This is a genomic window from Pseudomonas sp. MWU349, from assembly GCF_017947325.1.
In the GTDB taxonomy this organism is placed as follows: domain Bacteria; phylum Pseudomonadota; class Gammaproteobacteria; order Pseudomonadales; family Pseudomonadaceae; genus Aquipseudomonas; species Aquipseudomonas protegens.
On record NZ_JAFEVP010000004.1, the window covers coordinates 394,609 to 412,097 of the forward strand.

Genomic DNA, 17,489 nt, shown 5'->3' on the forward strand with positions numbered 1-17,489 from the left:
GCGATCCTGTCGCCTTCTCTGCGGCGCGGCCTCATTAAGCCAAAAGCTTAATTTCCCCCCTCTATAAATGATTACGTCATTCCTATATGAATCTGACTGAACTCAAGCAAAAGCCGATTACCGAACTGCTCGAATTGGCCGAACAGATGGGCATAGAAAATATGGCCCGTTCGCGCAAGCAGGACGTGATTTTCTCCCTGCTGAAAAAGCACGCGAAAAGCGGTGAGGAAATCTCCGGTGATGGCGTGCTGGAGATCCTCCAGGACGGCTTCGGCTTCCTTCGCTCTGCTGACGCCTCCTATCTCGCTGGCCCGGACGATATCTACGTCTCGCCAAGCCAGATCCGTCGCTTCAACTTGCGCACCGGTGACACCATCGTTGGCAAGATCCGCCCTCCCAAGGAAGGCGAGCGTTACTTCGCGCTGCTCAAGGTCGATACCATCAACTACGACCGCCCAGAGAACGCCAAGAACAAGATTCTGTTCGAAAACCTGACGCCGCTGTTCCCGACCGTGCGCATGAAGATGGAAGCCGGCAACGGTTCCACCGAAGACCTGACCGGTCGTGTGATCGATCTGTGCGCCCCGATCGGCAAAGGCCAGCGTGGTCTGATCGTTGCTCCGCCAAAGGCGGGCAAGACCATCATGCTGCAGAACATCGCGTCGAACATCACGCGCAACAACCCTGAAGTTCATCTGATCGTGCTGCTGATCGACGAGCGTCCGGAAGAAGTGACCGAAATGCAGCGCACCGTGCGCGGCGAAGTGGTCGCCTCCACCTTCGACGAGCCGCCAACCCGTCACGTACAAGTGGCCGAGATGGTGATCGAGAAGGCCAAGCGCCTGGTCGAACACAAGAAGGACGTGGTGATCCTGCTGGACTCCATCACCCGTCTGGCCCGTGCCTACAACACCGTGATCCCGAGCTCCGGCAAGGTCCTGACCGGTGGTGTCGATGCCCACGCCCTGGAGAAACCCAAGCGTTTCTTCGGCGCCGCGCGGAACATCGAGGAAGGCGGCTCGCTGACCATCATCGCCACCGCGCTGGTTGAAACCGGCTCGAAGATGGATGAAGTGATCTACGAAGAGTTCAAGGGTACCGGCAACATGGAGCTGCCCCTGGACCGCAAGATCGCTGAAAAGCGTGTCTTCCCGGCCATCAACATCAACCGTTCCGGCACCCGCCGCGAAGAGTTGCTGACCGCCGACGACGAGCTGCAGCGCATGTGGATCCTGCGCAAGCTGCTGCATCCCATGGATGAAGTCGCTGCCATCGAATTCCTGGTCGACAAGTTGAAACAGACCAAGACCAACGATGAGTTCTTCCTGTCGATGAAACGCAAGTAAATCGATCAGGCCAGCAAGAGCCGGGGAAACCCGGCTTTTTGCTATCTGACATTCTCTATTCTGAACCTGTGGGTTCGGCGCTAAACTGCCTGCCCCGAATGCCACGGCGAAAACGAGGCTCACGCATGCAGTATCGCGACTTGCGCGACTTTATCAGCGGCCTGGAACAGCGCTCGGAACTTAAGCGCATCCAGGTTCCGGTGTCCCCAGTGCTGGAAATGACCGAGGTCTGCGATCGCACCTTGCGTGCCAAAGGCCCGGCCCTGCTGTTTGAAAACCCCACCGGTTATGACATCCCCGTGCTCGGCAACCTGTTCGGCACCCCCGAGCGCGTGGCCCTGGGTATGGGCGCCGAAGCGGTCAGCGAACTGCGCGAGATCGGCAAGCTGCTGGCGTTCCTCAAGGAGCCGGAGCCGCCAAAGGGGCTCAAGGACGCCTGGTCCAAGCTGCCGATCTTTCGCAAGATCATTTCCATGGCGCCCAAGGTGGTCAAGGATGCGGTGTGCCAGGAAGTGGTGATCGAAGGCGACGACGTCGATCTAGGCATGCTGCCGGTGCAGACCTGCTGGCCGGGCGATGTCGGCCCGCTGATCACTTGGGGCCTGACCGTGACCAAGGGCCCGAACAAGGACCGGCAGAACCTGGGTATCTATCGTCAGCAGGTGATCGGCCGCAACAAGGTGATCATGCGCTGGCTGAGCCACCGCGGCGGCGCGCTGGATTACCGCGAGTGGTGCGAGAAGCACCCGGGCCAGCCGTTCCCGGTGTCCGTGGCGCTGGGCGCGGACCCGGCAACCATTCTCGGCGCCGTGACGCCGGTGCCGGACAGCCTTTCCGAATACGCCTTTGCCGGCCTGCTGCGGGGCAACCGCACTGAGCTGGTGAAGTGCCGCGGCAACGACCTGCAGGTTCCGGCCACGGCTGAAATCATCCTTGAAGGGGTGATCCATCCCGGCGAGATGGCCGATGAAGGCCCGTACGGCGATCACACCGGCTACTACAACGAGGTCGACAGCTTCCCGGTGTTCACCGTGGAGCGCATCACCCACCGCATCAAGCCGATCTACCACAGCACCTACACCGGCCGCCCGCCCGATGAGCCGGCGATCCTCGGCGTGGCACTGAACGAAGTCTTCGTGCCGATCCTGCAGAAGCAGTTCCCGGAGATCACCGACTTCTACCTGCCGCCCGAAGGCTGTTCCTACCGCATGGCGGTGGTGACCATGAAGAAGCAGTACCCGGGCCACGCCAAGCGGGTCATGCTGGGGGTCTGGTCGTTTTTGCGACAGTTCATGTACACCAAGTTCGTTATCGTCACCGACGACGATATCAATGCCCGGGACTGGAACGATGTGATCTGGGCCATCACCACGCGCATGGACCCCAAGCGCGACACGGTGATGATCGACAACACCCCGATCGACTACCTCGACTTCGCCTCGCCGGTATCTGGCCTGGGTTCGAAGATGGGGCTCGATGCGACTCACAAATGGCCTGGAGAAACCACCCGAGAGTGGGGCCGGGTCATCGTCAAGGATGAGGCGGTCACCCGCCGGATCGATGCCATCTGGAATCAGTTAGGAATAGATTGATGCGTGTAACCTTGCAGCCCTCCGGAGCGGTGCTTGAGACGCTGCCCGGCGAGCGGATTCTCGATGCGGCGCGGCGCCTGGGCTATGAATGCCCGCAGAGCTGCCGCAATGGCAATTGTCATGTCTGTGCGGCGCTGCTGGTGGAGGGCAGCGTGCAGCAAGCTGGCGACGTGCGTGATCACGGCGAGTTCTACACTTGCATTGCAGAGCCGCTGGAAGACTGCATCGTGCTGTGGGATGGCGTCCTTGCGCTGGGAGAATTGCCGGTGCGCAGCCTGTCGTGTCAGCTCACTGAATGCCTGGAGGTCGGCGGCGATGTCTGGCGGGTCAGGCTGCGGGCACCGGCGGGCAAGCCGCCGCGCTATCACGCCGGGCAGTACCTGATGCTGGAGCGGGACAACGGTGAGAAGTCGGCCTTTTCCCTGGCATCGGCGCCCCACTGCGGGCGAGATCTGGAGCTGCATGTGCTGGTGCGCGAAAACAGTGCGCAAAGCCTGATGGAGCAACTGCAGCGCAACCGCATGGCTCGGGTGCAACTGCCTTTCGGCGACACCCACCTGGCCGAGTTGCCGAATGGGCCGCTGGTGCTGATCGCCGCCGGTACCGGCATGGCGCAGATGCACAGCCTGATCGAGCACTGTCGGGCCGCCGGCTTCAAGCATCCGGTGCACCTGTATTGGGGCGTGCGCCGGCCGGAAGATTTCTACCAGTTGGAACACTGGGACGAGTGGCAGCAACTGCCCAACCTCTACCTGCACAAGGTGGTCAGCGACCTGTGTGGCTGGGAGGGGCGCTGCGGCATGCTGCATGAAGCGGTGTGCGAGGACATTACCGACCTGTCGGCGGTACACGTTTACGCCAGTGGCTCGCCGGCGATGATCTACGCCACCCTGGATGCGCTGGTGAGTGCCGGGATGGATGCCCATCAAATGCGCGCCGACGTGTTTGCCTACGCCCCGCGGCCCTGACTGCATCGGGCCTGCGCGGCGCGTTATAACTCTGTATATAGCCTATCGGTATTTATCTAATTAAATAAATGCCGGTAGGTTATATATAAGCCTCCAACTTAAGTGCCGCTGCTTAGTGGCACTTAACTTGCCTTGAAACTTATGTGTCTTGCAGTTACTGCCAAGCGTTCTATTAAGTAACTTCTTTTACGCGGGGAGCCGAACGCTATTCGCCATGACAGCCCTTGAATCCAGTTATCTGAATCTGGCTTACCCTCCGCGGCTCGATCTGGGCCCGCAGCTGACGCACGACCAACTTCGCAGTTCCATGCAATCGACCATGGCCCGGCACAAGGGTGGGCCGGTGTGGCTGTTCGCCTACGGTTCACTGATCTGGCGCCCGGAATGCTCGGCGGTCGAACGCAAGCGGGGCAGGGTGCATGGTTATCATCGTGGCCTGTACCTGTGGTCCCACGAGCATCGCGGCACGCCGGAGCTGCCGGGGCTGGTGTTCGGCCTGGATCGTGGCGGCTCCTGCAGCGGCTTTGCCTACCGGCTGCCGGAAGAGCAACTGGACGCCTCGTTGTACGCCCTGTGGCAGCGTGAAATGCCTTATCCCTCCTATCGCCCACACTGGCTCAATTGCCGCCTTGAGGATGGCAGCCAGGTTCAGGCCCTGGGCTTTGTGCTGGAGCGGCACCTGCCCAGCTATGCCGGCAATCTGCCGGACGATGTGCTGAACCAGGTGTTCGAAAGCGCTTGCGGGCGGTATGGCACCACCCGCGATTATGTCGAACAGACGGTCCAGGCCCTGCGCAGCCACGCCATGCCGGATCGCAACCTGGAGGCGCGGCTCAAGCGCTGCAAGGGGGGCGGTCGCCCATTGAGGCCCTGTAGCCGGTCTTAGCGCACCTGCACCACGACCTTGCCCACCGCCCTGCGCTGGCCGAGATCATCGATGGCTCGCGCAGCCTCCGTCAGCGGATAGACCTGGGAGACCAGCGGCTTGAGCTTGCCCTCGGCGAACCAGCCGAACAGTTGCTGGAAGTTCGCCGCGTTGTCCTGGGGCTGGCGCTGGGCGAAGGAGCCCCAGAACACACCCACCACCGCTGCACCCTTGAGCAGGGCCAGGTTCACCGGTAGCTCGGGGATGCGCCCGCTGGCGAATCCCACCACCAGCAGGCGGCCGTTCCAGGCGATGGAGCGGATGGCCTGGTCGAACAGGTCGCCGCCCACCGGGTCGTAGATCACATCCGCTCCATTGCCGCCGGTCAGGCGCTTGACCTCGTCCTTCAGGCTGCTTTCGCTGTAGTTGATCAGCTCATCGGCACCGGCGGCCTTGGCCACGGCGAGCTTTTCCGCGCTGCTGGCAGCGGCAATCACCCGGGCACCCATGGCCTTGCCGATTTCCACGGCGGCCAGCCCGACTCCGCCCGAGGCACCCAGCACCAGCAAGGTTTCACCGGGCTGCAGGTTGCCGCGCTGCTTCATGGCGTGCATCGAGGTGCCGTAGGTCATGCTGAAGGCGGCGGCTGTATTGAAGTCCATGGCGGCGGGAATCGGCAGCACGTTGTAACCCGGGACGGCCACCTGCTCGGCGAAGCTGCCCCAGCCGGTCAGGGCCATGACCCGGTCACCGGCCTTGAGGTGGCCGACCTTCTCGCCCACTGCGCTGACCACGCCGGCCGCTTCGCCTCCTGGGGAGAAGGGGAACGGCGGCTTGAACTGGTACTTGCCCTCGATGATCAGGGTGTCCGGGAAGTTGACGCCCGCGGCATGCACCTCCAGCAGGATCTCGTTCTTCTTCGGCACAGGGCTTGCGACCTCTTCCAGCACCAGCGTTTCGGCAGGGCCGAAGGCTTTGCACAGCACGGCTTTCATCAGGGCTATTCCTTTGGGAGTGGTGGCCGATAAGTGTAGGAGTGTGAATCAGGCGGTCAACGAGCATGCCCGGTCCTGATGACCAGCCATAAGCTTGTGCTTGGGCTCAGGCGGGCGGGCCTTTATGCTAGGCCGCAAACCGGATTAAGGAGCGAATTGTGAAAGCGTGGATCATGTTGCTGCTGGCCCTCTCCCTGCCCATGGCAGCGATGGCCGAAGAGGCCAAAGAAGGTGAAGCACCGAAAGTCAGCTACATCAGCCTGAACCCACCCTTCGTGGGCAACTACGGCCTGGACGGCGGCCCTAAACTCAAGGTCTACAAGGCCGACGTGGCCCTGCGGGTAACCGGCGACGCCTCGGCCCAGGCGGTCAAGGCCAACGAACCGCTGATCCGCAACCAGTTGGTGGCGCTGTTCGCCCAGCAGACCAGCGACACCATGAATAACGTCGAAGCCAAGGAAAAGCTGCGCCAGGAAGCCCTCAAGCAGGTGCAGCAAGTCATGAACGACGAAACCGGCAAGCCGGTGGTGGAAGACCTGCTGTTCAACAACCTGATCATTCAGTAAGCCTGCCCCCCCGCTACAGGCGTAAGGGCTGGCTTGCCAGCGAAGGTGTTCCTGCGGCCCTTCGCCGGCAAACTGGTTCCTATGCGGTGTGGGTCATGAAGCCAGGCTCTTGCGAAAGCGCGCCAGGGCGATGGCGAAGAACACCAGGCCGATGGTCGCCAGGGCCAGCAGGTCGGGCCAGACCACACTGACTCCCGCATCGCGGAACAGGATCGCCGCGCTGAGGCTGACGAAGTGCGTCGACGGCGAACCCTGCATCACCCACTGCAGCCACTGCGGCATGCTGTCCAGCGGCGTACTGCCGCCGGACAGCAGCAGCATCGGGATGATCACCGGAATCGCCAGCAGGCCGAACTGGGGGGTCGAGCGGGCCAGGGTGGCGAGGAAGATCCCCAGGGCGGTACTGGCGAACAGATAGAGCGCGGTAACCATCAGGAACAGCGCCATGGACCCCGCCAGCGGCACCCCCAGCACTCCCTTGACTATCACCTCCAGCGATACCCAGGTGCACAGCACCACCACCAGCATGTTGCTCCAGACCTTGGCCAGCATGATCTCCAGCGCTGTCAGCGGCAGTACCAGCAGGTGGTCCAGAGTGCCGTGCTCGCGTTCGCGCAGCAGCGCGGTGCCGGTGAGCACGATGGCCAGGATGGTGATGTTGTTGACGATCTGGATCACCGCCAGGAACCAGCCCCCCTCCAGGTTGGTGTTGAACAGGGCGCGGGTGGTCAGCAGTGCCGGGGCCTTGCTGGCGGCGTCCGCTTGGTTGGCGTAGGTGAGCAGCTCGCGCTGGAAGATCCGGCCGATGTAGCCGGCGCCCATGAAGGCCTGGCTCATGGCGGTGGCGTCAACGTTGACCTGCACCGCAGGCTGGCGCCCGGCCAGCAAGTCGCTCTGGAAGTTGGCCGGGACATTGATCACAAAGGTGTACTGGCCGCTGTCCATCACCGAGTCCAGCTGGTCATAAGGCAGCGGCACCGGGGCCTGGAACTCGGGGGGTTGCAGTGCTTCGGCCAGTTGCCGGGACAGGGCGCTGTGATCTTCGTCCACCAGAGCCACGCTGGCGTTGTGCACGCCGATCACCGAGCCGGCGGCGGGCAGGTAGATGGCCACGGTGAAGGCATACATCAAGAACAGCAGCAGCACGCTGTCGTGGCGCAGGCTGGTGAGCTCCTTCAAGCCCAGGCGCAGGATATGGGCGAGACGATTCATCAGACCTCCTGCTTTTTCAGCATGACCAGGCTGAGCCCGGTGAAACCAAGGAAAAAGCCCACCAGGGCCAGGCACTGGGGCCAGAGTTCGCGCAGGTCCAGGGCCTTGGTGAAGGTGCCGACGGCGATGTCGAGGAAGTAACCGGCGGGAAACAGCTGGCCCATGACCGCCGCCGAGCCTTCCAGGGACGAGCGCGGCACGATCAGCCCGGAAAACTGGATGGTGGGCAGGCTGGTGATGATCATGGTGCCCAGAATCGCCGCGATCTGAGTGCGGGTGAACGCCGAGATCAGCAGCCCCATGCTGGTGGTGGCCAGCACATAGAGCACGCCGCCCAGGGCCAGGGTCAGGCCGCTGCCCTTGAAGGGTACGCCGAACAGCCAGCGGTTCATGGCCACCAGCAGAGCCAGGTTGATCAGGCTGACGGCCAGGTAGGGCGCCTGCTTGCCAAGGAGGAACTCCAGGCGGGTCAGGGGCGTGGCGTAGAAGTTGGTGATCGAGCCCAGCTCCTTTTCGCGGACGATGCCCAGGGCCGTGAGCATCGCCGGAATGAACGCCAGGATCAGTGCCATGACCCCGGGGCCGATGGCATTTACGCTGACCACGTCCTGGTTGTAGCGAAAGCGCGTTTCCAGCTTGGCCGCCGGCCTGGTGCTGAGGGCCGGGCTGCTTTGTTCCGCCAGCAGCTCGAGGTTGGCCTGATGCACGGCCTCGACATAGTTGCGGCTGGTTTCCGCACGAAACGGCATGCCGCCATCCAGCCAGGCCGCCACCGCGGGCTGGCGTCCGGCATAGAGGTCACGGCCAAAGCCGGGAGGAATCTCCAGGGCCAGCTTGATCTCCGAGCGTTGCAGGCGCCGGTGCAGTTCGGCGGAGCTGCGGATGGTCGGTTTCTCCTCGAAGTAGCGTGAGCTGCGGAAGGCTTCCAGGTAGGCGCGGCTCTGTGGCGTCTGATCCTGGTCGTAGACGGCGAAGGCCAGTTTCTCCACGTCCAGGGAAATGCCATAGCCGAAGATCACCATCATGAAGATCGCCCCCAGCAGGGCGAAGCCCAGGCGTACTTTGTCTCGCAGTAGCTCCTTGCCCTCGCGGCTGGCCACCGCCAGCAGGCGCGCCAGGCTCAGGCCCGAACGCGGGGCGGCGAGGGTACCGGCAGCGGTGGGTGTAGCCGCCTCCGGTGATGGCGCAGGTGTGTCCGGGGTGCCCTGGGCCTCTTCCAGGCAGCGGACGAAGGCGGCCTCCAGGGTGTCGCCGGCAAACTGTTGTTGCAGCGCCGCCGGGGTGTCGCAGGCCAGCACCTTGCCGGCGTGCATCAGCGAAATGCGGTCGCAGCGCTGGGCCTCGTTCATGAAGTGGGTGGACAGGAAGATGGTCACTCCCTGTTCCCGGGACAGCTCGATCAGCAGGCGCCAGAAGTCGTCTCGGGCCGCCGGGTCGACCCCGGAAGTGGGCTCGTCGAGGATCAGCACTTCCGGTCGGTGCAGCACTGCCACTGCCAGCGACAGGCGCTGGCGCAGGCCCAGAGGCAAGGCGCCGGACTGCTGCTCGGCAATCGCCCCGAGGTCGAAGCGCTGGATCAGTTCCTCGATGCGCGGGCCGCTTTCGGCTTTCGGCAGGTCGAACAGGCGGGCGTGCAGTTCCAGGTTCTGGCGCACGCTGAGTTCGCCATACAGGGAAAAGCTCTGGGACATGAAACCGACCCGCTTGCGGGTGGCCAGGTCCTTGGCGTCCACTGCGTTGCCCAGTAGCTTGGCGCTGCCTTCGCTGGCGGGCATCAGCCCGGTGAGGACCTTCATGGTGGTGGTCTTGCCGCAGCCGTTGGAGCCGAGGAAACCGAAGATCTCCCCGCGGCCGATGGCGAAGCTGACCTTGTTGACCGCGGTGAAGTCGCCGAAGCGCAGGGTCAGCTCGTGGGCCTCGATGGCGATGTCCTGGTTGTCGCCGGAGCGCGGCGGAATCACCAGGGGCTGGTTGTCATGAGCGCTGTCGCCCTGGAAATGGGTGAAGGCGTCGTCCAGCTTGCCGCTGGCGGTGATCTGCGCCAGCTCCTGGCTCAGGCCTTGGGCGATCAACTTGCCCTGGTCGAGCATCAGGCAGTGTTCGAACTGTTCGGCTTCCTCCATGTAGGCGGTTGCCACCAGCAGGGTCAGTTGCGGGCGTTGCCGGCGTACGTCTTCGACCAATTCCCAGAAACGCCGGCGCGACAGGGGATCGACCCCGGTGGTGGGCTCGTCGAGGATCAGCAGGTCCGGTTCGTGGATCAGCGCACAGCACAGGCCCAGCTTCTGTTTCATCCCGCCGGACAGCTTGCCCGCCGGGCGTTCGGCGAAGCGCAGCAGGTCGGTGGCCAGCAACAGGCTGTGCATGCGCTGTTCGCATTCATCCTTGGGCAGGCCGAACAGGGTGGCGAAGAAGCGGATGTTCTCGCTGATGGACAGCTCGGGATACAGGTTGCCCCCCAGGCCCTGGGGCATGAAGGCGATGCGCGGATAGAGACTGCTGCGGTGGCGCCGTTGCGAGATCGGCCCGCCGAGCACGTCGAGCTCGCCCTGCTGGAGTTTCTTGACCCCGGCGATCAGCCCCAGAAGGCTCGACTTGCCGGCACCGTCCGGGCCGATCAAGCCGCAGCGGGTGCCCGCTGGCAGGTTGAAGCTGATGTCGCTCAGGGCCTGCTGTGAACCGTAGCGATGGCTGATGCCGTTCGCTTGCAGCGCCAGGGCGCTCATTGCAGGTTGGCCGGCCAGTCCACGGGGGCGGTGCGCACATAGCCGGCGCCGGGCATGCCCGGTTTGGCCTGGGGCACGGCGGCGGGTTGAGTCAGGCGCACCTTGACCCGGAACACCAGCTTCTGGCGTTCGTCCCGGGTTTCCACCTCTTTGGGGGTGAACTGGGACTTGGCCGCGACGAAGCTGATCTTCGCCGGCAGGGGTTGGTTGGGCAGGGCGTCGAGGAGGATCCGCGACTCGTCGCCAACGGTCAGGCGGCCGGTGACCGAAGCCGGCAGGTAGAGGTTCATGTACTGGTCGTTGGGGTCGATCAGCAGCAGCACACGGCCGCCGGCGCCCAGGACTTCGCCGGGCTCGGCCAGGCGCAGTTGGATGATGCCGTCGATGGGCGCCCTCAGGCTGCTGTCGTCGATTTCGCTGGTGAGCTGGGCAACCTGGGCCTGGGCGGCGCCGATGGCGGCCTTCACCGCTGCGACCTGAGCCTGGGCCGCCAGGACTGCGGCGTTGCCGGTGTTCAGGCGGGCTTGCTGCTGGTCGATGATCTGCTGGCTGGCGAAGCCGCGCTTGAACAGCTCCTGAGAGCGCTTGAGTTCCTGATTGGCCAGCAGCAGTTCGCTCTGGCGCAACTGCACATTGGCTTCGGCCGCGGACAGGTTCTCTCGGGCGCGCAGCACTTCGGCCTCGGCCTGATTGCGCTGGGCTTCCAGGGTGCGGGTGTCCATGCGTGCCAGCAACTGGCCTTGAAGCACCTTGTCGCCTTCGTTGACCCGCACTTCCGCCAGGCGCCCGGGGATCTTGCTGGCGATCTGCACTTCAGTGGCTTCGAGCCGGCCGTTGCCCATGCTCAGGCCTTCGGGCAGGCGATCCTGGAGGGATTTCCAGTAGCCGAAAGCACCGGCGGCGAGTAACAGAATCAACAGGGAAACAGCAAAAAGGCGGGAGGAACGGTGGTTCGTCGACATGTGTTCTGCGTCCTGCGGCAATAGCGTCCAAGTCTGACGGCTCAAGGCTTTCTACGGCTTGATGCCCGTCAAATGAAAGGGCCAAGCCTAAACCTATTGTTTGCAGGCTGCATGATGATCGAGGCAAAAAAACGTGCGGGCTGGCGCCGTGGACAGATCCGAGTCCCGGCGCCAGGGGGCGAGGTGGTCAGCGCAGGGCGAGTACGGCAGCCCATTGTTCGGCGGTGACCGGCATGACCGACAGGCGGCTGCCTTTGTGCACCAGAGGCATTTCGGCGAGCGCTGCCTGCTGCTTGAGGTAGTCCAGGCGCAGCACCTTGGTGAAGGTTTCCACATGGGCCACGTCGATGGCGCTCCAGGCGTTCTTCTCGGCGCTGGATTTGGGGGCGAAGTAGACGCTGTCCGGCTCCAGGGCGGTGGGGTCCGGGTAGGCGGCCTTGATGATCCGGCCGATGCCGGCGATGCCCGGTTCCGGGCAGCTGGAGTGGTAGAAGAAGAATTCGTCGCCTACCGCCATGGCGCGCAGGAAGTTGCGCGCCTGGTAATTGCGCACTCCGTCCCAACGGGCTTGGCCGAGTTGCTGTAAACCCTGGATCGAGAGCTCGTCGGGCTCGGATTTCATCAGCCAATAGGCCATCTTTCTTACCCTCCAAAGGGTGATTGGGCAGGTTGTCGGGCAATTTTATGACAAACCGACGGTCGGTTGACGTCAGCGTTTGCGTGTCGGTTCACGTTATCGCAAAATGCCGGGATTTTAAGCTTGACGCTGCTGCATGGCCTGTTATGGAAACCATGCCTGCAGCGTGTGTGATTTGCCTGAGGGGGGGCAATCGATGAAACGCCAACCGGATTTACTATGGATTTTGGTTATTTTGTTCGGTTTGGGCGTTGTGACCACCGGTTATGCGCAGAGCTTATGGGCCAGCAAGACCGATGCGCCCATCGAAATCGCACAACAGCAGCCCCAGCCTTTCAAGCGCTGAACCCGCTCGGGTGCCGCTGATCGAACGCGGCACCTATCGAGCGAAGTACCACCCCCGATCCGTCACCGTGCCGTGCAGGGGTACATCCCAACTGGCCTGGTCCAGCTTTCCGACTTTCTGACATTCATGGGCCAGCCCCAGCAGCTTCGGCTTGCGCCAGTTCTGGCGCCGCGCAAGGTAGGCCAGGCTGCGGTCATAAAAGCCGCCACCCATCCCCAGGCGTCCGCCTTCTTCATCAAAGCCAACCAGGGGCAGCAGCACCAGGTCCAGGGCCCAGACCTTGCGTTGCCGCGCGCAATTGACCCGGGGCTCGAGAATGCGAAAACGATTGGGCCGCAGCGTTTCTCCCGGGAGGACGCGCTGGAAAACCATCTTGGTCCGGGGCCAGGCGCTGAGCACCGGCAGGTAGGTGGCCTTGCCCCGGCGCTGGGCGGCACGCAGCAGCAGGCGCGGGTCGATTTCACCGTCGGTGGGCAGATACAGGGACAGGTGCCGTGCCCGACGAAACACCGGGTCCTGTGCCAGTTGGCGGTACAGGCCAAGGGCTGCCTGGCGTTGCTCGGCGGGGCTCAGGGCGCGACGGGCCTTGCGCAGCATGCGGCGAAGTTGCGGGCGGGAAAGCGGCGCAGGTTCGGTCATGAAAGAGGCTACGAGAAGAGCGGATGTGGCAGAACAGCCTACCCGGAAAAACCAATGCCAGCATGGATAACTGGCATTGGTTGGCAATTCAGGCTCCCCAGGCGAACCGCTGTCGACTTAGCCCTTGAACCCGAAAGTTCAAGGCGGAAGATGCAGCAGGCTTTAAGGCTTTCCGTCTAGCGGACATGCACACCAGCCCAACGTGCAACTTCCAGGGTAGTGCGAATCGGCTCAGGGACATCGCCAACTGGCAAGCACCCCAGGGAGTGGCGGGAGTATACCGCAACCGCTGTCAGGAATCAGCTTTGCTTGTGTCCGAATCGGTGGCCAGAACCAGGTCAACACGCTCCAGCAGATCCCTTACCTGTTCCCGGGTGGTGGCGCTGGCCTGCACATCCGGGCGCTCCTGGCGGTGCAGCAGGTCGTGGGTAATGTTCAGGGCGGCCATGACCGCGATGCGATCGGCGCCGATGACTTTGCCGCTGCTGCGGATCTCGCGCATCTTGCCGTCCAGGTAACGGGCGGCGCTCACCAGATTGCTACGCTCTTCCTGGGGGCAGATGATCGAATACTCTTTGTCGAGGATCTGCACGGTAACGCTATTGCTTGAACTCATGAGTCTTGCTCCAGGGCCTTGAGGCGCGAAATCATCGATTCGACCTTACGCCGGGCGATTTCGTTTTTTTCAATGAGGTGCGCGCGTTCCTCGCGCCAGGTCTTTTCCTGAGCTAATAAGAGTGCGTTTTGACTCTTTAGTTGCTCGACCCGGGTAATTAGCAGTTCGAGTCTGGCCATCAGTGCGTGCAGGTCGGTGTCTTCCATTGTGTCCCACTGAAGTTGGTCTGATGAGTGGCAACTGGCTGGGCAGCGCCTCAATGGCCTGAGCAGTCGTGGCGCATCTGGCGTTGGCCGGTCGGCAATCTGTCTGTCGCCCCAGGCCCTGCGGGCCACTGTAACGGGGCGCAAAGCACAACGCGGCGCTGGCAATGAATGATGACACGCCCTACGATACAAGGCCTTCATTCTAGACATTGCGCCGCTTGGCGCCTAGCTGCCCATGCCCATTCAGAATTCCCCGTACAACGCCTTCGCCACCCTGCTCAGCAGCAGCGGTCATCCTGTTTCTCCTGCCGAGCTGCACGGCCTGTTGCTGGGCCGCAGCTGCGCCGGCGCCGGCTTCGAAGTCGACGGCTGGCTGGTGGACGCCGCCGAACTGCTCGAAGGCGAGCCGCAAGACAACGTGCGCAGCGCCTTGATCGGCCTGCAGGAGATGGTCAAGGGCGAGCTCACCAGCGATGACATGACCGTGGTCCTGCTGCTGCCCAGCGACGACGCACCCCTGACCGAGCGTGCCGCTGCCCTGGGCCAGTGGTGCCAGGGGTTCCTCGCCGGTTTCGGCCTCAATTCCCGCGACAGCAGTGCCCTGAGCGTCGAGGCCACGGAAGTGTTGCAGGACCTTGCAGCCATCGCTCAGGTCCAGGACGCGCTGGAGGAATCCGATGACGGTGAAAGCGACTACATGGAAGTGATGGAGTACCTGCGGGTTGCGCCTCTGCTGCTGTTCACCGAGACCAACAAGACCGTTGCGCCGGCTGCCAAGCCTTCTCTGCACTGACTGACAGGGAACTGCGTCCGCCCATGATTCATATCCCGAAAGCGGAATACAGCCGTCGCCGCAAGGCGCTCATGGCGCAGATGGAGCCCAACAGCATCGCGATCCTGCCGGCGGCGGCCGTGGCCATTCGCAATCGCGATGTGGAGCACGTCTACCGCCAGGACAGCGATTTCCAGTACCTCAGCGGGTTTCCCGAGCCCCAGGCGGTGATCGTGCTGATCCCCGGCCGGGAGCACGGCGAGTACGTGCTGTTCTGTCGCGAGCGCAACCCGGAGCGCGAACTCTGGGACGGCTTGCGGGCTGGCCAGGAGGGCGCGATTCGCGACTACGGTGCCGACGACGCCTTTCCCATCACCGATATCGACGACATCCTGCCGGGCCTGATCGAAGGTCGCGACCGGGTTTACTCGGCCATGGGCAGCAACCCCGAATTCGATCGTCACCTGATGGACTGGATCAACGTGATCCGCTCTAAAGCGCACCTCGGCGCCCAGCCCCCGAACGAATTCGTTGCCCTGGATCATCTGCTGCACGACATGCGCCTGTATAAATCGGCGGCAGAAGTGAAGGTGATGCGCGAGGCCGCACGGATTTCCGCCCAGGCCCATATCCGCGCAATGCAGGCCAGCCGTCCCGGGTTGCATGAGTTCAGCCTGGAAGCCGAGCTGGATTACGAATTCCGCAAGGGTGGGGCGAAGATGCCGGCCTACGGCTCGATCGTCGCGGCGGGCCGCAACAGCTGCATCCTGCATTACCAACAGAATGACGCCGTGCTCAAGGACGGTGACCTGGTGCTGATCGACGCCGGCTGCGAGATCGACTGCTATGCCAGCGATATCACCCGCACCTGGCCGGTCAACGGCAAGTTTTCGCCGGAGCAGAAGGCGATCTACGAACTGGTGCTGGCTTCCCAGGAAGCGGCCTTTGCCCAGATCGCCCCGAACAAGCACTGGAACCAGGCTCACGAGGCGACGGTCCAGGTGATCACCGCCGGCCTGGTGCGACTGGGCCTGCTGGAAGGCGATGTGGACCAGCTGATTGCCAGCGAGGCCTACAAGACGTTCTACATGCACCGTGCCGGGCACTGGCTGGGCATGGATGTACACGACGTCGGCGAGTATCGGGTCGGCGGCGAGTGGCGAGTGTTGGAGGTCGGCATGGCGCTGACCGTGGAGCCGGGCATCTACATCTCCCCGGACAACCAGCAGGTAGCGAAGAAGTGGCGCGGCATTAGCGTGCGCATCGAGGACGACGTGGTAGTGACCAAGCAGGGCTGTGAAATTCTGACAGGCGGCGTACCGAAAAGCGTCGCCGAAATCGAGGCGTTGATGGCCGCTGCCCGGGTCCAGGCCTCATGAGCCGGGTCAATCTGGCCATCATCGGTGGCGGCCTGGTAGGCGCGAGCCTGGCCCTGGCCCTGCAGGCCGGCGCCAAGGCCCGGGGCTGGAAGATCGTGCTGATCGAGCCCTTCGCGCCGGGCGACAGCTTCCAGCCCAGCTACGACGCCCGCTCCTCGGCCATGTCCTTTGGCGCCCGGCAGATCTACCAGCGCCTGGGGCTGTGGCAGGCAATCTCCCGGCGTGCCGAGCCGATCAAGCAGATTCACGTGTCCGACCGTGGGCGGTTCTCCACCGCGCGCCTGTCGGCCATGGAAGAGGGGGTGCCGGCCCTGGGCTATGTGGTGGAAAACGCCTGGCTCGGCCAATGCCTGTGGCAAGGGCTGGACAAGGATGTGATCAGCTGGCGCTGCCCGGCCGAAGTCACCCGTCTGGAGCCCCTGGCAGGCGGCTATCGCCTGACCCTGAACGACGAAACCACCCTGGAGTGCGACCTCGCCGTGCTGGCCGACGGCGGCCGCTCCGGCCTGCGCGAACAACTGGGCATCGGGGTCAAGAACCGCCCCTACAACCAGAGTGCGCTGATTGCCAACATCACCCCCAGCGAAGCCCACAACGGCATGGCCTTCGAGCGCTTCACCGACGATGGCCCGATGGCCTTGCTGCCGCTGCCGGACAATCGCTGTGCACTGATCTGGACCCGCCAGGGCATGGATGCACAGCGTCTGGCCGACCTGGACGAGCGCAGCTTCCTCAGTGAGTTGCAGGGCGTGTTCGGTTACCGCCTGGGCACCCTGAAGCAAGTCGGCGCCCGCCACCTCTACCCGCTGTCCCTGGTGGAGGCCGAGGAACAGGTGCGCCCCCATCTGGTGGTGCTGGGCAATGCGGCCCACAGCCTGCATCCGATCGCCGGCCAGGGTTTCAACCTGTCGCTGCGCGATGCCCAGGCCCTGGCGGACGCCTTGTTGGCCAGCGAAGCGCTGCCGGGGGATTTTGCCGTGCTGCAGGCCTACCGCGAACGTCAGCGCCTGGACCAGAACCTGACCGTGGGCTTCTCCGATCAGGTCACCCGGCTGTTCGGCAGCAAACTGCCGTTGCTATCCGTGGGGCGCAACCTGGGCCTGCTCGGCCTGGACCTGCTGCCACCGGCCAAACGCTGGTTCGCTCGCCAGGCCATGGGCCTGGGCACTCGCCCGGATGCGTGACTGGCTGACCCGGCGGTTCGGCAAGGCCCGCCTGTTGCGCTGGGTGTTGAACCTGTACCCGCCCTACCTCGGGGCTGGCGTGCGGGTTCGGCACATCAGCGCGGATTTCCGTGATGTCCAGGTCTGCATGGGCCTGGGCTGGTACAACCGCAACTATGTCGGCACCCAGTTCGGCGGCAGCCTGTATTCCATGGTGGACCCGTTCTTCATGCTGATGCTGATGGAGAACCTGGGCCCCGGCTACATCGTCTGGGACAAGGCCGCGACCATCGATTTCATCGCCCCGGGCAGAGGGCCGGTGTTTGCCCGGCTCAGTATCGACCAGGCGCTGCTCGACGATGTGCGCCAGCAGACCGCAACGGGCGAGAAGTACCTGCCGCAGTGGCAGGTCGAGATTCATGACGGCTCCGGCACCCTGGTGGCGCGGGTCGATAAAACCCTTTATGTGCGGCTCAAGCCGCCAGTGAGACAGGCCTAA

General features: G+C 63.5%; 18 protein-coding genes and 1 other RNA gene. 10 read left to right on the forward strand and 9 right to left on the reverse strand.

Annotation, left to right across the window (positions count from 1 at the left end; genetic code table 11):
- The first annotated feature begins 86 nt into the window (after nt 1–86).
- From rho to KCG88_RS18165, 4 genes are all read left to right on the forward strand, one after another.
- Nucleotides 87–1,346, forward strand: coding sequence for a transcription termination factor Rho (rho, locus tag KCG88_RS18150; protein WP_011064156.1), 1,260 nt, complete (start codon nt 87–89; stop codon nt 1,344–1,346).
- A gap of 125 nt (nt 1,347–1,471) precedes the next feature.
- Complete coding sequence (gene ubiD, locus KCG88_RS18155; RefSeq protein WP_011064155.1) at nt 1,472–2,938, forward strand: 4-hydroxy-3-polyprenylbenzoate decarboxylase; 1,467 nt, start codon at nt 1,472–1,474, stop codon at nt 2,936–2,938.
- Nucleotides 2,938–3,906 (forward strand): CDP-6-deoxy-delta-3,4-glucoseen reductase, encoded by a 969-nt coding sequence (locus tag KCG88_RS18160; protein WP_210712835.1) that lies wholly within the window; start codon nt 2,938–2,940, stop codon nt 3,904–3,906. The genes ubiD and KCG88_RS18160 overlap by 1 nt, the downstream gene beginning before the upstream one ends.
- Nucleotides 3,907–4,120: 214 nt before the next feature.
- On the forward strand, nt 4,121–4,792 hold the full coding sequence (locus KCG88_RS18165) for a gamma-glutamylcyclotransferase (RefSeq protein ID WP_210712836.1): 672 nt from the start codon (nt 4,121–4,123) through the stop codon (nt 4,790–4,792).
- On the opposite strand, the gene KCG88_RS18170 is transcribed toward KCG88_RS18165, so the two are convergent.
- Nucleotides 4,789–5,766 (reverse strand): NADPH:quinone oxidoreductase family protein, encoded by a 978-nt coding sequence (locus tag KCG88_RS18170; RefSeq protein ID WP_210712837.1) that lies wholly within the window; start codon nt 5,764–5,766, stop codon nt 4,789–4,791. The two genes, KCG88_RS18165 and KCG88_RS18170, sit on opposite strands and share 4 nt — an antisense overlap.
- Before the next feature lie 158 nt (nt 5,767–5,924).
- On the opposite strand from KCG88_RS18170, the gene KCG88_RS18175 reads away from it, so the two are divergent.
- Complete coding sequence (locus KCG88_RS18175) at nt 5,925–6,332, forward strand: flagellar basal body-associated protein FliL (protein ID WP_011064151.1); 408 nt, start codon at nt 5,925–5,927, stop codon at nt 6,330–6,332.
- A gap of 93 nt (nt 6,333–6,425) precedes the next feature.
- Here the strand turns inward: KCG88_RS18175 and KCG88_RS18180 are convergent, their stop codons facing one another.
- The 4 genes from KCG88_RS18180 to KCG88_RS18195 all read right to left on the reverse strand — a co-directional run bounded on the left by KCG88_RS18180 (nt 6,426) and on the right by KCG88_RS18195 (nt 11,869).
- Nucleotides 6,426–7,544, reverse strand: coding sequence for an ABC transporter permease (locus KCG88_RS18180; protein WP_072451837.1), 1,119 nt, complete (start codon nt 7,542–7,544; stop codon nt 6,426–6,428).
- Nucleotides 7,544–10,270, reverse strand: coding sequence for a ribosome-associated ATPase/putative transporter RbbA (rbbA, locus tag KCG88_RS18185; RefSeq protein WP_210712838.1), 2,727 nt, complete (start codon nt 10,268–10,270; stop codon nt 7,544–7,546). The genes KCG88_RS18180 and rbbA overlap by 1 nt, the downstream gene beginning before the upstream one ends.
- A complete protein-coding gene (locus KCG88_RS18190) occupies nt 10,267–11,232 on the reverse strand; it encodes an HlyD family efflux transporter periplasmic adaptor subunit (protein WP_047289875.1) in 966 nt (321 codons plus the stop codon). The genes rbbA and KCG88_RS18190 overlap by 4 nt, the downstream gene beginning before the upstream one ends.
- 187 nt (nt 11,233–11,419) lie before the next feature.
- The gene (locus tag KCG88_RS18195; RefSeq protein ID WP_210712839.1) at nt 11,420–11,869 is read right to left on the reverse strand and encodes an EVE domain-containing protein; all 450 of its coding nucleotides are present in this window, start codon (nt 11,867–11,869) and stop codon (nt 11,420–11,422) included.
- A gap of 196 nt (nt 11,870–12,065) precedes the next feature.
- On the opposite strand from KCG88_RS18195, the gene KCG88_RS18200 reads away from it, so the two are divergent.
- Complete coding sequence (locus tag KCG88_RS18200) at nt 12,066–12,215, forward strand: hypothetical protein (RefSeq protein ID WP_015637431.1); 150 nt, start codon at nt 12,066–12,068, stop codon at nt 12,213–12,215.
- Between the two features lie 33 nt (nt 12,216–12,248).
- Here KCG88_RS18200 and KCG88_RS18205 read toward each other — a convergent pair whose 3' ends face one another.
- From KCG88_RS18205 to KCG88_RS18220, 4 genes are all read right to left on the reverse strand, one after another.
- Entirely contained in the window at nt 12,249–12,854 is a 606-nt protein-coding gene (locus KCG88_RS18205) for a 5-formyltetrahydrofolate cyclo-ligase (protein ID WP_011064146.1), read from the reverse strand.
- A gap of 90 nt (nt 12,855–12,944) precedes the next feature.
- A non-coding RNA gene (ssrS, locus tag KCG88_RS18210) (6S RNA) lies at nt 12,945–13,123 on the reverse strand.
- A gap of 23 nt (nt 13,124–13,146) precedes the next feature.
- Entirely contained in the window at nt 13,147–13,470 is a 324-nt protein-coding gene (locus tag KCG88_RS18215; protein ID WP_011064145.1) for a cell division protein ZapA, read from the reverse strand.
- Nucleotides 13,467–13,676, reverse strand: a complete 210-nt coding sequence (locus KCG88_RS18220; protein ID WP_011064144.1) for a TIGR02449 family protein — start codon at nt 13,674–13,676, stop codon at nt 13,467–13,469. The genes KCG88_RS18215 and KCG88_RS18220 overlap by 4 nt, the downstream gene beginning before the upstream one ends.
- A 235-nt stretch (nt 13,677–13,911) precedes the next feature.
- Between KCG88_RS18220 and KCG88_RS18225 the strand changes: the two genes are divergently transcribed.
- The 4 genes from KCG88_RS18225 to KCG88_RS18240 are packed head-to-tail and all read left to right on the forward strand — an operon-like array spanning nt 13,912 to nt 17,489.
- On the forward strand, nt 13,912–14,469 hold the full coding sequence (locus KCG88_RS18225) for a YecA family protein (RefSeq protein WP_047289872.1): 558 nt from the start codon (nt 13,912–13,914) through the stop codon (nt 14,467–14,469).
- Between the two features lie 23 nt (nt 14,470–14,492).
- Nucleotides 14,493–15,827 carry a Xaa-Pro aminopeptidase gene (gene pepP / locus KCG88_RS18230; protein ID WP_210712840.1) on the forward strand — a complete coding sequence of 445 codons (1,335 nt, stop codon included), beginning with the start codon at nt 14,493–14,495 and terminating at the stop codon, nt 15,825–15,827.
- Complete coding sequence (gene ubiH, locus KCG88_RS18235; RefSeq protein ID WP_210712841.1) at nt 15,824–17,011, forward strand: 2-octaprenyl-6-methoxyphenyl hydroxylase; 1,188 nt, start codon at nt 15,824–15,826, stop codon at nt 17,009–17,011. The genes pepP and ubiH overlap by 4 nt, the downstream gene beginning before the upstream one ends.
- On the forward strand, nt 17,004–17,489 hold the full coding sequence (locus tag KCG88_RS18240) for a DUF4442 domain-containing protein (RefSeq protein WP_047289868.1): 486 nt from the start codon (nt 17,004–17,006) through the stop codon (nt 17,487–17,489). The genes ubiH and KCG88_RS18240 overlap by 8 nt, the downstream gene beginning before the upstream one ends.